The organism is Streptomyces sp. NPDC036813, assembly GCF_055609245.1.
This window is the reverse complement of sequence record NZ_JBVJPV010000011.1, coordinates 189,497-202,693: the sequence shown is the minus strand read 5'-3', so window position 1 is coordinate 202,693 and position 13,197 is coordinate 189,497. Positions and strand designations below refer to the sequence as shown.

The following is a 13,197-nucleotide window of genomic DNA, read 5'->3' as shown; positions in this document are numbered from 1 at the left end:
GGCTCTTCTCGTCAGGGATGGGCGGGCGGGCGCAGGCGGCGGGCGATCTCGAGTTGCTCCGGGTCCAGGGGGCGGCCGTCCTCGATGTCCCACAGGGCGTTCTGCAGGAGGCGGCCCAGGGTCCACGCGCGGGCGCGGTCCCGGTCGAGGCCCATGACGGCCGTCATCGCGTCGAAGCGCCACCGGACGTCGTCGGGGTCGTAGCGGTTGTCGAGGGCCGGCCAGAGTTCGAAGCCGGGGTCGCCGGCCAGCGGTTTGGGGTCGATGGCCAGCCAGTCGGCGCGGTCGGCGGCCAGGACGTTCTCGTCGTGCAGGTCCCAGTGCAGCAGGCGGTCGCCGGGTTCGGCGACGACCTCGCGTACGGCCGCGGCGCAGTCGGCGATGATCCGGCGGGTCTGGGGGTCGGGGATGCGGGGCAGCGCCCCGGGGGTGCGGTCGAGCATCCGCTGCGCGATGTCGCCGAGGCGGCGCAGGCCGGGTGGGGCGGGGGTGGCGTCGAGGTGGGCCAGCAGGGTGGCGATCACCTCGACCGCCTCGTGGACGTCGGGGTGGTGGGCGAGCATGCGGGTGGCGTCGAGGCGTTCCAGCAGCATCGTGCCGGTGGGCTCGTCGTGGTCGATGAGGCGTACGGCGCCGTCGCCGTTCCACAGGCGCAGGGCCAGCGGTTCGCCCGCGCTCTCTTCGTCGAGGAGCTGGAGCTTGAGGACGGCGCGCAGTCCGTCGGCGCGGACCACGGGCAGCACCAGGGCGCACACGCCGTACATCGGCTTTCCGTCCAGCCGCAGCCGCCAGCGGTCCAGGAAGTGAGCCGTGAGGTCCGGCAGGCGCGCGACGAACGCGCGGCCCGCCTCGCCGTTGTACTCCGCCTGTGACGCCGCCAGCTCGTCCGGGATGTCGATCACCGATCGGACGATACTGCTGTGCGTGAATCGGCTCATGCGAATTACGCGGGGTCTGCGCCGGGTCGGGGCCTACGTCCGCAGCGCGCCGGGGACGTACGTCTGGCTGGGGATTCTGTTCGTCACCACGGTGGCCCTGCACCACATGTCACCGGAGTTCGAGCGCGAGTTCCTGCGGCAGCGCTCGACGAACCTGGAGGAGCTGTCGCAGAACCCGGTGCGGGTGCTCATCGCCAGCGGGATGTGGATCGACGGCGGCCGGTGGCTGCCGTACGCCGTGCTGTACAGCGTGTTCCACGCGCCGGCCGAGCGGTGGCTGGGGACGGCGCGCTGGCTGGTGGTGTGTGTCGCGGCGCATGTGCTGGCCACGCTGCTCAGCCAGGGGGTGCTGCTGGTCGCGATCCGCCGCGGGCTCGCCCCGCACTCGGAGGCCGACGCGCTGGACATCGGCGTGAGTTACGCCCTCGCGGGCGTGGTGGGTGTGCTGACGTACCGGATTCCGGGGCCGTGGCGGTACGTGTACCTGTTCGCGGTGCTGGTCTTCTACGGTCTTCCGCTCGCGGCCGGCCCGACCTTCACCGACCTCGGTCACTTCGCGTCCGTGCTGATCGGGCTCGCGTGTCATCCGCTGACCCGGGGGCGGGAAATTCCACGGAATCCGAAGGAGACAGGGGTCACGCCGGCGGGTTAACGTCCGCTCTCATGAGCAGCAGTGTCGTGAACGGCGGCATCTCCTTCTGGTACGCGGACGACGGCCTTCCCTCCGTGCGGGAGCCGCTGCCCGGTGACACCTCCGCCGACGTGGTGATCGTCGGCGGCGGATACACGGGTCTGTGGACGGCCTACTACCTGAAGAAGGCCGCTCCTTTTCTGCGGGTCGTCGTCCTGGAGCAGAAGTTCTGCGGATACGGCGCCTCCGGGCGCAACGGGGGCTGGCTGTACAACGGCATCGCCGGCCGCGACCGGTACGCGAAGCTGCACGGCCGCGAGGCGGCGGTGCGGTTGCAGCAGGCGATGAACGACACCGTCGACGAGGTGATCGCGGTCGCCGAGGCGGAGGGCATCGACGCGGACCTGCACAAGGGCGGCGTGCTGGAGGTGGCGACCACTCCGGCCCAGCTGGCCCGGCTGAAGTCCTTCCACGCGGCGGAGGTCGCCTTCGGGGAGAAGGACCGCGAGCTCTACGGCGCGCAGGAGACCGCCGAGCGGATCCGCGTGGCGGGCGCGGTGGGCTCGACGTGGACGCCGCACGGGGCCCGGCTGCACCCGGTGAAGCTGCTGAAGGGGCTCGCCGATGCCGTCGAGGCGCTCGGCGTGATCATTCACGAGTCGACGCCGGTCACCGAGATCCGGCCCAAGCACGCGGTGACGCCGTACGGGACCGTGCGGGCGCCCTATGTGCTGCGCTGCACGGAGGGGTTCACGGCCTCCCTGAAGGGGCAGCGGCGCACCTGGCTGCCGATGAACTCCTCGATGATCGCCACCGAGCCGCTGAGCGAGGAGCAGTGGGCCCGGATCGGCTGGGACGGCCGGGAGACGCTCGGCGACATGGCGCACGCCTACATGTACGCGCAGCGGACCGCCGACGGGCGGATCGCGCTGGGCGGGCGCGGGGTGCCGTACCGCTTCGGCTCGCGGACCGACAACGACGGGCGGACGCAGGACGCGACGATCGCGGCGCTGCGGGAGATCCTGGTGCAGTTCTTCCCGTCGCTGGCGGGGGTCGGCATCGCACACGCCTGGTCGGGCGTGCTGGGCGTGCCGCGGGACTGGTGCGCGACGGTGACCCTGGACCGGTCGACGGGGCTGGGCTGGGCGGGGGGTTACGTGGGTTCGGGCGTCGCCACCACCAACCTGGCCGCGCGGACGCTGCGTGACCTGGTGCAGCAGGACTCCGGGCAGGGCGGCCGCACCGATCTGACCGAACTGCCGTGGGTGGGGCACCGGGTGCGCAAGTGGGAGCCGGAGCCCTTCCGGTGGGTGGGCGTGCAGGGGATGTACGCCGTGTACCGGGCGGCGGATCGCCGGGAGCGTACGACCCACGGCGCCGAGTCCTCCCGGCTGGCGCGGCTCGCGGACCGGGTGGCGGGACGGAGTTGACGTCTGCGGCGGCTCGGGCCGTCGCGGGTGCGCGGGCCCGCCCTGCGGGGGCCGGGCCGCCGACTCCGGTACCGGTGTCTTCGCGGGGGCTCCGTCAGGCCACCGACTCCGGTACCGGCGTCTCCGTCGGGGCTCCGTGGGACGGCGGGCGGACGGTGACCATCAGGCCCGCCACCAGCCCGGCGAGGAGCATGACCGCGGCCGCGCACCAGATCGCGACCGTGTAGCCGTGGACCACGCCCTCGCGGATGATCAGCGCCCGCTGCCCGGGGTTCGCCAGGTGGGCGGTGATCCAGGCGGCGCTGCTGGTGGTGGCGACGGTGTTCAGCAGCGCGGTGCCGATGGAGCCGCCGACCTGCTGGGAGGTGTTCACGGTCGCCGAGGTGACGCCGGAGTCCTGCGGGGCGACGCCCGCGGTGGCCGTGGAGAACACGGGCATGAAGGTCAGGCCCATGCCGAGGCCCATCAGCAGCAGCGCGGGGAGGATCTCCGTGGTGTAGGAGGAGTCCACCGTCATCTGCGTGAGGATCACCATGCCGCCGGCGGCGAGGATCATCCCGGGGACCATCAGCATGCGCGGTGCCACGTGGGGCAGCAGGCGGGCGGAGATCTGGGTGGAGCCGACGATGATCGCGGCGGTCAGCGGCAGGAAGGCCAGGCCGGTGCGGACGGGCGAGTAGCCGAGGATGACCTGCAGGTAGTAGGTCATGAACAGGAACAGCCCGAACATGCCGATCACCGCGAGCATCATGGTCAGGAAGCAGCCCGCGCGGTTGCGTTCCTTGATGATGTGCAGCGGGAGCAGGGGGCTCGGCGCCCGGGTCTGCCACCAGACGAAGACGGCGAGCAGGACGACGCCGGCGGCGAAGAGGCCGAGGACCAGCGGGTCGGTCCAGCCGCGCGGCTGGGCCTCGCTGAAGCCGTAGACGATCGCGACCAGGCCGCCGCAGCCGAGGACGACGCCGGGCACGTCGAGACGGACGCCGGCGTGGCCGGGGCGGTCGTGCAGCAGGGTGAGCGCGCCGACGACGGCGACGACGGCGATGGGCACGTTGACGTAGAGGCACCAGCGCCAGTTCAGGTACTCGGTGAGCAGCCCGCCGACGATGAAGCCGATCGCCGACCCGCTGCCGGCGAGGGCGCCGTAGATGCCGAACGCCTTGCCGCGCTCCTTGGGATCGGTGAACGTCGTGGTCAGCAGGGAGAGCGCGGACGGGGCGAGGACGGCCGCGAAGGCGCCCTGCAGGGCGCGGGCGCCGAAGAGCATGCCGGCGCCGGTGGCGGCGCCGCCGAGCGCCGAGGCGGCGGCGAAGCCGACCAGGCCGAAGACAAAGGTCCGTTTGCGGCCGACGAGGTCGGCGATCCGGCCGCCGAGCAGGAGCAGGCCGCCGAAGGCGAGGGTGTAGGCGGTGATCACCCACTGCCGGTTGGCGTCGGTCATGCCCAGGTCGCGCTGGGCGGAGGGCAGCGCGATGTTCACGATGGTGGCGTCCAGCACCACCATCAGCTGGGCGAGCGCGATGATCACCAGGCCCCACCAGCGGTGCGGGTCGGCCCCCGTCGCGGGTTCGTCTGTTCGGGTGACAGTCACTCGGTCAGAAGACCATGAATCGGGGCGTATCGCATCCCGGGGTGTGCGGTGCCGTTTCATGGCTCCAGGACCACCTTTCCAGTCGTGCGTCGGGTCTCGAGGGCACGGTGCGCGGCGGCCGCCTCGGTGAGCGGGAAGCGCTGGACGGCCGGGACGAGCCGGCCCGCGCCGGCCTCGGCGAGCGCGCGCAGTTCGAGGGTGCGCAGGGGGTCGGGGCCGCCCGCCCGGGCGAACATCGCCGGGCCGAGGACCTGCTCGGAGACGCCGTCGACGAGGTACGGCTCGCCGTCGCGGATGCCCTGCGCGGACCAGCCGAAGACCAGGTGCCGGCCGCCGGGGCCCAGCAGGGCGACCGCCTCACGGGCCGCGTCGCCGCCCACGCCGTCGAAGACGACGGTGGCGGGCCGGCCGCCGAGGAAGGCGCGGACCTTGTCCGGCCAGGCGGGGTCGGTGTAGTCGACGGCGAGGTCGGCGCCGTTCGCCTGGACGCGGGCGGTCTTGTGCGGGCCGCCCGCGAGCCCCACGACGGTGGCGCCGGCGTTCCTCGCGTACTGCACCAGGAGGGTGCCGATGCCGCCGGCGGCCGCCAGGACGACGGCCACGGAGCCGGGGCCCAGGTCGTCCGCGAACTGAGCGATCCCCATCGCCGTACGGCCTGTGCCGATCATGGCGACCGCCTGCGCGGGGTCCAGACCGTCCGGGATCTCGTGCAGCCGGGCCGCGTCGGTGACGGCCAGCTCCGCGTAACCGCCGGGCGCGAAACCGAGATGGGCGACCACGCGCTTGCCGAGCCAGGACGGGTCCACGCCGTCGCCGAGGGCGTCCACGGTGCCCGCGACCTCGCGGCCCGGCACGGTCGGCAGGACAGGCAGCTCGGGCAGGGGTCCCCGCACGCCCTCGCGCAGGGCCGTGTCGAGGAGGTGCACCCCCGCGGCGGCCACGGCGACACGGACCTGACCCGGGGCGGGCACCGGGTCCTCGACCTCCTCATGGGTCAGGTTCTCGGCGGGACCGAAGGCATGAAGACGGATCGCGTGCATGGACATACCCCGTTCGCGGTGTGTTCGGTTTCGCGGCGTGTTCGGACGGAGCCCACTCTTCGACCTCAAGCGCGCTTGAGGTCAAGCGTGTGCCGGTGTCCCAGTGCCAGCGATACGGCCGTCAGCGCGCTGGTGAACGAGACCTCCGACAGCACACCGGGCGCGGCGACCTGGTCACCGGCGAGATAGACGCCGTCGCCGCGGTCGATGGCGGGTCGGTCCCGCCAGCTGGTGCCGGGCAGGTCCACGGCCCCGGTCCGGCCCTCGCAGGTGGCCTCGCTGCGCCAGGTGACCCGGTCGCGCCAGCCGGGGAAGCCGAGGTCGAGCAGTTCCTCGGCGCGGGCGACGCCGTCGGCGCGCCTCTCGTGCGGGGCGAGCGGGATCTGACCCTGCACCAACTGCTCGCCGACCGGGGCAAGAGTGCGGTCCTGCGCGCTGAACCGCTCGATCCACCCGGGCGCGTCCAGATCGGACACGGCGAACGCGTCGCCGCGCCGGGTGCGCACCGCCAGGTCGATCAGGGCGGTACGGCCGCTCGGCCAGGTCAGCGAGTCGTCCTTGAGCAGCCGGCGGGCCGCGGCCAGGGAGGTGGCGACGACGACCGGGGTGTCGGTGGGCAGGGTGTCGACACGGGACAGGGTCTCGATCCGCACCCCCAGATTCCAGGCGCGGCCGGCCATCCGGTCGATCACGCTCGCCCAGCCGCCGCGCGGGTAGTGCGCCTCCGGCGGCAGCTTGGTGGCCCGGCGCAGCCGCTCCTGCACGAACGCGGCGGACAGCGAGCCCGGGTCGTGGTGGAAGAGGGCGACAGCCGCGTAGTGGGCGGCGGCCCGGGCGCCCTCCTCACCGGCGATGCCGGTCGCCCAGCTGAGGAAGTCGGTGTCCACGGGCGCCTGCGGCAGCCGCCGGCGCAGCAGCTTGAGCATCGCGAACGGCGGCGTGCGGCGCAGCACGCCCTGGTGGCGCAGCCGCAGCCGGGCCGCCTCCAGGGGCGGCAGCGGGGCCAGCGGCCCGATCAGGTCCCGCTGTTTCAGCCAGGTCCAGTGGGGGCCGCCGTTGTACAGGGCGTGCGGTCCCTCGTTCGTCCGGTACGGCCCCTCGGCCGTGCGGGCCCGGCCGCCGAGGGTGTGGTGCGCCTCGTACACGGTGACCTGGGTACCGGCCTCGGCGGCGGTGATGGCGGCGGTCAGGCCGGCGAATCCGCCGCCGACGACGGTGATGCGGTGCATGGGGCCTCTCCCTCTGCTCGGGCTACCACGTGCACCCCTATGACCGCCGACGGCGCCCGAATGTGACATCACCCGCGTCCTCGCAGGTCAGCGCGATTGTCAGTGGCCGGGTGCAGCATGGGGGGCATGGCAAGGGGAACGCGTGGCGGGACGGGCGTGAAGGCGGCGCGGCGGCCGGAGGTACGCCTGCCGCCACTGGAGCGGTACGGCAAGCAGGGGCTGGAGCCCGACGGGGACTACGACGGCCTGGAGTTCGCGGCCGCGGACCTGACCGGCGAGGACGGCGCGGGGGCCCGCTTCATGGACTGCGCGCTCAGAGGCTGCGTACTGGACGGGACACGGCTGCATCACGCCCGCGTACTGGACGCGGTGCTGTCGGACGTCCGGGGCGTGGGCACGGACCTGGCGGAGTCCACCCTGCGCGACGTCGAGCTGACGGACCCGCGCCTCGGCGGCGTCCAGCTGCACGGCGCGGTCCTGGAGAGGGTGCTGATCCGCGGCGGCAAGATCGACTACCTCAACCTGCGCGGTGCCCGCCTGCGAGACGTCGTCTTCACCGGCTGTGTCCTGGTGGAACCGGACTTCGCGGGCGCCCGCCTGGAACGGGTGGAGTTCACCGACTGCGCCATCAAGGGCGCGGACTTCACCGGCGCGACCCTCACGGACGTGGACCTGCGCGGCGCGAGCCCCCTGGACATCACCCACGGCCTGGAGAGCATGGCCGGCGCGGTCATCAGCACGGCCCAACTCCTGGACCTGGCCCCCCAGCTGGCAGCGGGTCTGGGCCTCAGAGTGCAGGACTGAGAGGCCGCCCCCGCAGCCGCGTACGGTGGGAAGGGGCCGGGGTGGGGGGTGTCCACCCGCAGCGTCCGGCACCGGGCAAGGGCGCCCTCGCCGGAACCGGCCGGCCGGACCGAGGACGGACACCCCCCGCCCCGGCCCACAACGAGCGGCAGGCGCGGCAGCAACCGGCCACCGGCCGGAAACGGGCCGCCGCAGGCACAAAAAGGGGCGCGGGGCTGCATTCGGTATGCGGCTTCGCCGCGTGAGCGCGACCAGCCACAACGCAACCCGCACGTGCCGCCGCAGGCAAAGGCAGCCCACCAAGCCGCCGGCAGGCTACGGCACCCGAGGAAACCGGGCCTGAAGCGTCCAGATCGCCGGATTGTCCGCGAGGTCCTCGTGCATGTCGCACAGATCGGCGATCAGGTCGTGCAGGAAGTCCCGGGCCTCGCGGCGCAGTTCGGCGTGCGAGAAGGACAGCGGCGCCTCCTCGGCCGGCACCCAGTCCGCGGTGATGTCCACCCAGCCGAAGCGGCGCTCGAAGAGCATCCGGTCGGTGGACTCGGTGAAGTCCAGCTCCGCGCGCTGCGGCCGGGCGGCGCGGGAGCCGGCCGGGTCGCGGTCGACGCGCTCGACGATGTCGCACAGCGCCCACGCGAAGTCCAGCACCGGAACCCATCCCCAGGCTGTGGACAACTCCCGGTCGGACTTGGTGTCGGCGAGGTACACGTCCCCGCAGAACAGGTCGTGGCGCAGGGCGCGGACGTCCGCGCGCCGGTAGTCGGTCTGTGGCGGGTCCGGGAAACGGGAGGAGAGGGCGTAGCCGATGTCGAGCACCAGCCGATGGTGTCACGCCCACCGCCGAGAACCGGAGCCGCCCGAACCACCCGCCCCGCCCCCTCGCCCGAGCCACCGGCCCGAGCCACCCGCCCCGCCCCCTCGTCCGAGCCACCGGCCCGAGCCACCCGCCCCGCCCCCTCGCCGGAGCCGCCCGCCCGCCACGACCGAACCGGCCCCCCGCCCCATCGGTCTGTCAGGGAGACACCCCGACGACCCTAGGATTCCCGACGTGTCCCGACATGCGCCCGCCGTCCCCGCGCTCCTGCTGACGCTCGCCCTGTCCGCCTGCACCGGCGGTGGCGGCGTCGACGGCACCCCGGGCGGCGCCGGCCTGCGCGACCCCTACTTCCCGAAGGCCGGCAACGGCGGCTACGACGTCACCCACTACGCCCTGACCCTCGCCTACGACCCCCGCGCCCGCCGCCTCACCGGCCGCGCCGAGATCACCGCCCGCGCCACGCAGGACCTGTCCGCGTTCGACCTCGATCTGAAGGGACTGACCGTCGCGGACGTCACCGTCCAGGGTGCCGGCGCTCTGTTCAGCAGGGCAGGCCAGGAGCTGACCGTCCGCCCGCACGACGAGATCCCGAGAGGGAAGACGCTGCGGGTCGAGGTCCGCTACTCCGGCACCCCCGAGACGATCAACGACGCGGACGGGTCGAAGGAGGGGTGGCTGTACACGAAGGACGGCGCGCTGGCGCTGGGCGAGCCGGTCGGCTCGATGGCCTGGTTCCCCGGCAACCACCACCCGTCCGACAAGGCGTCGTACGACATCACCGTGACCGTGCCGCAGGGTCTGACGGCCGTGTCCAACGGGGAGCTGGCGAGCCGGAGCACCCGGGACGGGCACACCACCTTCCACTGGCACACCGCCGAGCCCATGGCGAGCTACCTCGCCACCCTCGGCATCGGCCGCTACGACGTCCGCACCGGCACCCTCGGTGCGGACCGGCTGCCGGTCTACACCGCCGTCGACCCGGTGAGCGCCGAGGACAGCAAGGCCGTGCTGGCGAAGCTGCCGGAGGTGATGGACTGGCTGCGGCTCAACTTCGGCCCGTACCCGTTCTCCTCGACCGGCGTGATCGTCGAACGGGAGGAGGACTCGACGTACGCGCTGGAGACGCAGAACCGTCCCGTCTTCCCCGGCGCCCCGGACACCCCGACCCTCGTCCACGAACTGGCCCACCAGTGGTACGGCGACTCGGTCACGCCGAAGACCTGGCGGGACATGTGGCTCAACGAGGGCTTCGCGACGTACGCGGAGTGGCTGTACGCGGAGGACCACGGCGGGCAGAGCGCCCAGGAGCGCTTCCAGGAGCTGTACGACCACGGGGAGGAGGAGTTCGAGGATCTGTGGGACTTCCCGCCGGGCAAGCCGAGCAGTGCGGCCGTGATCTCCGCGAACCCGGTCTACCAGCGCGGCGCGATGGTCGTGCACAAGATCCGGCAGACCGTCGGCGACGACGCCTTCTACGACATCGTGCAGGGCTGGGCGGCCGCCCACCGGCACGCCAACGCCTCCACCGGCGACTTCATCGCCTACGTGGAGGAGCAGGCGCCGGAGAAGGACTTCTCCGGCATCTGGCGGGACTGGCTGTACGGCGACGGGCGACCGGACCACCCGTGAGGGACGCTCACGAGTCCGGCCGCCCCGCCGGGCGCGGCTAGTTGACGTTCACCGCCTTCCAGGCGGCCGCCACCGCGTTGTACTCGGCGCTGCCGGAGCCGTACAGGTCGGCCGCCGCCTGCAGGGTGCCGGTGCGGGCGGCCGCGTAGTCGGTCGAGGAGGTGAAGTACGTGGTCAGGGCCCTGTACCAGATCTGGACGGCCTTGTCCCGGCCGATACCGGTGACCGCGGAGCCGTTGTACGTGGGCGAGTTGTAGGAGACGCCGTTGATGGTCTTGGCGCCGCTGCCCTCGCTCAGCAGGTAGAAGAAGTGGTTCGCCACGCCGGAGGAGTTGTGCACGTCGAGGCGGCCCACGCCCGAGGACCAGTAGTCGGCGGAGCTGCCGTCCTTGCTGGGCTTGTCCATGTAGCGCAGCGGGGTGCCGTTGCCGTTGATGTCGATCTTCTCGCCGATGAGGTAGTCACCGGGGTCGGAGGCGTTGTTCGCGAAGAACTCCACCGACGTGCCGAGGATGTCGGAGGTGGCCTCGTTCAGACCACCCGACTCACGGCGGTAGTTGAGGCCGGCGGTGGCCGCGGTCAGGCCGTGGCTCATCTCGTGGCCGGCCACGTCGAGCGAGGTCAGCGGCTTGACGTTGCCCTGGCCGTCGCCGTACGTCATGCAGAAGCAGCTGTCGGACCAGAACGCGTTGACGTAGGCGTTGCCGTAGTGGACACGGGAGTAGGCGGCCTTGCCGTCACCGGCGATGCCGTTGCGGTTGAACGCGGACTTGTAGAAGTCCCAGGTGACGGCGGCACCGTAGGCGGCGTCCACGGCGGCGGTCTGGCGGTTGGCCACCGTGCCGTCGCCCCAGCTGTCGTCGGCGTCGTGGAAGAGGGCGCCGGTGCCGGTCGTACCGCCGTTCAGGTCGTACGTCTTGTGGCCGCCGCGGGCGCCGTCGATCAGGTCGTAGCCGCCGGAGGCGGACGCCGTGGAGTTGACCGGGACGGTGCCGCTGTACTGGCTGGTGCCCGTGCCGGTGTCGATCGCCTGGTAGGAGTAGATCTCCTTGCCGGTGGTGGCGTCGGTGATGACGTGCAGCTCGCTCGGGGTGCCGTCGTGCTGCAGGCCCGTGACGACGGATTCGTAGGCGAGGACGGGCTTCGAGCCGGCCGCCCAGATCACCTTGCGGGCGCTGGTGGCGGTGGCCTTGGCGGAGTCGGCGGCCTTCAGCGCGTTCGCCTTGGCGGTGGTCGCGGAGACGGCCGGGTCGGTGGAGGCCACGGCTATCCGGGCCTTCGCCGCCTTGGTGACGCCCTTGAGCGCGCCGGACTTCGCGACATGGGTGACCAGGTCGCCGCCGAGGACGGGCAGTCCGGCGTAGGTGCGCTCGTAGCGGGTGTGGACGGTGCCGTCGGCGTCCTTGATCACGTCACGGACGACGAGCTTCTCCTCGGCGCCCAGCCCGAGTTCACGGGCGGTGGCCGGGGCGGCGTCCTGGGCCGACCTGATCGCCTGGGCGCGGGCGGCGGCCGTGAGGGGGAGTGCGGTGGCGCCGTCGGTGTGCGCGGGGGCCGCGGTGGCGGCGCCGTTCTGCACGGCGAGGACGACCATCGCGGCGGAGCCGATCAGGGCTGCGGCGCGCAGTCGGGTGGAGCGAGAGGTGGGACGGGCGGGGTGTCTCACTCGGTCTCCTTCGTCGCTGGCCTCGTGGGGTTGAGGCACAGGAGGGGCACAGGGTGCGGCGGCGAGGAGAGAGTGGCATTGAGAACCTGCTGTTTGACAGAGGTCCGTCAGGAATTTACATGTTCGTATCCGAATTCCGTGGCGACGTATCCGCTATGCGGACAGCTGAGGTGAAGTCAGGGCCTCGTTGATACAGCGGAATTGCCGCGCGCAGTGTCACACCTTCGGCTGCTTGCGGCAGCGCGCGGTGTCACACCGCCAGCTGCTTGCGCAGCACTGCGCAGGCGCGGCCCTGCCGGAGGTCGGGGCGGCGGTCGATCACCTCGTAGCCGAGGGAGGTCCAGAAGGCCAGCGCCTTGGGGTTGTCGGCCAGGACGGCCAGCCGGACGGCGCTGCGCCCCGCGTCGCGGAAACGGTCCTCCACGGCCGTGGCGAGGCGGCGGCCGTGCCCCTGGCGCTGAACGCCCGCGTCGACCATCAGCAGCCCGATCCACGGGTCGGGGTCGGCCGGGTCGGGGTGGTGCGCGAGGGTGATGGCCACGCCGACGAGCTGCCCCTGGCTGCGGGCCAGCAGCACCTCGGTGTCCGGGTGCGCCGTCTCGTCGGCCAGCGCGGCCGCCACCTGCTCCGGCCGGATGTCGTCCGGATCCGGGAAGTCGCCGCTGAGGGCCTGGAACTCGCGCTGGGAGGCGTACAGAGCGGTGAGTTCGGTGAGCAGCGGGGCGGGGATGTCGTGGTCGGCGGTGCGGGGGAGGGGTTCGAGGATCATGGCGGGACCGTAATGCGCCGAAGCCCCCGGCGCTCGGCCGGGGGCTTCTTCACGCGGGGCGTCGGATCAGACGTTGACGCCGAAGTCCTGGGCGATGCCCACCAGACCCGAGGCGTAGCCCTGGCCGACGGCGCGGAACTTCCACTCCGCGCCGTTGCGGTACAGCTCGCCGAAGACCATGGCCGTCTCGGTGGCCGCGTCCTCCGACAGGTCGTAGCGCGCGATCTCGGCGCCGCCGGCCTGGTTGACGATGCGGATGTAGGCGTTGCGGACCTGGCCGAAGTTCTGGCCGCGGTTCTCGGCGTCGTAGATGGAGACCGGGAAGACGATCTTGTCGATGTCGGCCGGGAGGGCGGCGAGGTTGACGTTGATGGCCTCGTCGTCGCCGGCGCCCTCGCCGGTGCGGTTGTCACCGGTGTGGACGATGGAGTTGTCCGGGGTCTGCTTGTTGTTGAAGAAGACGAAGTGGGCGTCGGAGTAGACCTTGCCCTGGCCGTTGACCGCGATCGCGGACGCGTCGAGGTCGAAGTCCGTGCCGGTGGTGGTGCGGACGTCCCAGCCCAGGCCCACGGTGACGGCGGTCAGGCCCGGAGCCTCCTTGGTGAGCGAGACGTTGCCACCCTTGGACAGGCTTACTGCCATGGTCGGGAGTC

Annotated in this window: 12 protein-coding genes; 4 read left to right on the top strand and 8 right to left on the bottom strand. The window is 72.4% G+C overall.

What is annotated here, in order from left to right:
- Nucleotides 1–11: 11 nt before the first annotated feature.
- Complete coding sequence (locus tag ACZ67Q_RS23450) at nucleotides 12–938, bottom strand: aminoglycoside phosphotransferase family protein (protein WP_471185271.1); 927 nt, start codon at nucleotides 936–938, stop codon at nucleotides 12–14.
- Between ACZ67Q_RS23450 and ACZ67Q_RS23445 the strand changes: the two genes are divergently transcribed.
- Nucleotides 937–1,590, top strand: a complete 654-nt coding sequence (locus ACZ67Q_RS23445) for a rhomboid-like protein (RefSeq protein WP_471185268.1) — start codon at nucleotides 937–939, stop codon at nucleotides 1,588–1,590. The two genes, ACZ67Q_RS23450 and ACZ67Q_RS23445, sit on opposite strands and share 2 nt — an antisense overlap.
- An 11-nt stretch (nucleotides 1,591–1,601) precedes the next feature.
- Nucleotides 1,602–2,999: an NAD(P)/FAD-dependent oxidoreductase gene (locus ACZ67Q_RS23440; protein ID WP_471185266.1), complete on the top strand. Its 1,398-nt coding sequence runs from the start codon at nucleotides 1,602–1,604 to the stop codon at nucleotides 2,997–2,999.
- Between the two features lie 94 nt (nucleotides 3,000–3,093).
- Here ACZ67Q_RS23440 and ACZ67Q_RS23435 read toward each other — a convergent pair whose 3' ends face one another.
- From ACZ67Q_RS23435 to ACZ67Q_RS23425, 3 genes are all read right to left on the bottom strand, one after another.
- Entirely contained in the window at nucleotides 3,094–4,590 is a 1,497-nt protein-coding gene (locus tag ACZ67Q_RS23435) for an MFS transporter (RefSeq protein ID WP_471185263.1), read from the bottom strand.
- Between the two features lie 56 nt (nucleotides 4,591–4,646).
- Complete coding sequence (locus tag ACZ67Q_RS23430; protein ID WP_471185261.1) at nucleotides 4,647–5,630, bottom strand: zinc-binding dehydrogenase; 984 nt, start codon at nucleotides 5,628–5,630, stop codon at nucleotides 4,647–4,649.
- Nucleotides 5,631–5,695: 65 nt separating this feature from the next.
- Nucleotides 5,696–6,859 carry an FAD-dependent oxidoreductase gene (locus ACZ67Q_RS23425; protein ID WP_471185259.1) on the bottom strand — a complete coding sequence of 388 codons (1,164 nt, stop codon included), beginning with the start codon at nucleotides 6,857–6,859 and terminating at the stop codon, nucleotides 5,696–5,698.
- 126 nt (nucleotides 6,860–6,985) lie between these two features.
- On the opposite strand from ACZ67Q_RS23425, the gene ACZ67Q_RS23420 reads away from it, so the two are divergent.
- On the top strand, nucleotides 6,986–7,663 hold the full coding sequence (locus ACZ67Q_RS23420) for a pentapeptide repeat-containing protein (RefSeq protein ID WP_471185257.1): 678 nt from the start codon (nucleotides 6,986–6,988) through the stop codon (nucleotides 7,661–7,663).
- Nucleotides 7,664–7,978: 315 nt separating this feature from the next.
- Here ACZ67Q_RS23420 and ACZ67Q_RS23415 read toward each other — a convergent pair whose 3' ends face one another.
- Nucleotides 7,979–8,479, bottom strand: a complete 501-nt coding sequence (locus ACZ67Q_RS23415) for a hypothetical protein (RefSeq protein ID WP_471185255.1) — start codon at nucleotides 8,477–8,479, stop codon at nucleotides 7,979–7,981.
- Nucleotides 8,480–8,711: 232 nt separating this feature from the next.
- Here ACZ67Q_RS23415 and ACZ67Q_RS23410 point away from each other — a divergent pair, with 232 nt between their 5' ends.
- The gene (locus ACZ67Q_RS23410) at nucleotides 8,712–10,109 is read left to right on the top strand and encodes a M1 family metallopeptidase (RefSeq protein ID WP_471185252.1); all 1,398 of its coding nucleotides are present in this window, start codon (nucleotides 8,712–8,714) and stop codon (nucleotides 10,107–10,109) included.
- Nucleotides 10,110–10,146: 37 nt separating this feature from the next.
- Here the strand turns inward: ACZ67Q_RS23410 and ACZ67Q_RS23405 are convergent, their stop codons facing one another.
- The 3 genes from ACZ67Q_RS23405 to ACZ67Q_RS23395 all read right to left on the bottom strand — a co-directional run bounded on the left by ACZ67Q_RS23405 (nucleotide 10,147) and on the right by ACZ67Q_RS23395 (nucleotide 13,186).
- Nucleotides 10,147–11,703 (bottom strand): M4 family metallopeptidase, encoded by a 1,557-nt coding sequence (locus tag ACZ67Q_RS23405; RefSeq protein ID WP_471185511.1) that lies wholly within the window; start codon nucleotides 11,701–11,703, stop codon nucleotides 10,147–10,149.
- A 322-nt stretch (nucleotides 11,704–12,025) separates the two neighbouring features.
- Entirely contained in the window at nucleotides 12,026–12,544 is a 519-nt protein-coding gene (locus ACZ67Q_RS23400; RefSeq protein WP_471185250.1) for a GNAT family N-acetyltransferase, read from the bottom strand.
- 66 nt (nucleotides 12,545–12,610) lie between these two features.
- Nucleotides 12,611–13,186 (bottom strand): TerD family protein, encoded by a 576-nt coding sequence (locus ACZ67Q_RS23395; protein WP_031170907.1) that lies wholly within the window; start codon nucleotides 13,184–13,186, stop codon nucleotides 12,611–12,613.
- Nucleotides 13,187–13,197 lie beyond the last annotated feature (11 nt).

Coding starts and splice junctions, on each gene's coding strand:
- ACZ67Q_RS23445 (WP_471185268.1), top strand. CDS start 937: ATGCGAATTACGCGGGGTCTGCGCCGGGTCGGGGCCTACGTCCGCAGC.
- ACZ67Q_RS23450 (WP_471185271.1), bottom strand. CDS start 938: ATGAGCCGATTCACGCACAGCAGTATCGTCCGATCGGTGATCGACATC.
- ACZ67Q_RS23440 (WP_471185266.1), top strand. CDS start 1,602: ATGAGCAGCAGTGTCGTGAACGGCGGCATCTCCTTCTGGTACGCGGAC.
- ACZ67Q_RS23430 (WP_471185261.1), bottom strand. CDS start 5,630: ATGCACGCGATCCGTCTTCATGCCTTCGGTCCCGCCGAGAACCTGACC.
- ACZ67Q_RS23425 (WP_471185259.1), bottom strand. CDS start 6,859: ATGCACCGCATCACCGTCGTCGGCGGCGGATTCGCCGGCCTGACCGCC.
- ACZ67Q_RS23420 (WP_471185257.1), top strand. CDS start 6,986: ATGGCAAGGGGAACGCGTGGCGGGACGGGCGTGAAGGCGGCGCGGCGG.
- ACZ67Q_RS23405 (WP_471185511.1), bottom strand. CDS start 11,703: ATGGTCGTCCTCGCCGTGCAGAACGGCGCCGCCACCGCGGCCCCCGCG.
- ACZ67Q_RS23400 (WP_471185250.1), bottom strand. CDS start 12,544: ATGATCCTCGAACCCCTCCCCCGCACCGCCGACCACGACATCCCCGCC.
- ACZ67Q_RS23395 (WP_031170907.1), bottom strand. CDS start 13,186: ATGGCAGTAAGCCTGTCCAAGGGTGGCAACGTCTCGCTCACCAAGGAG.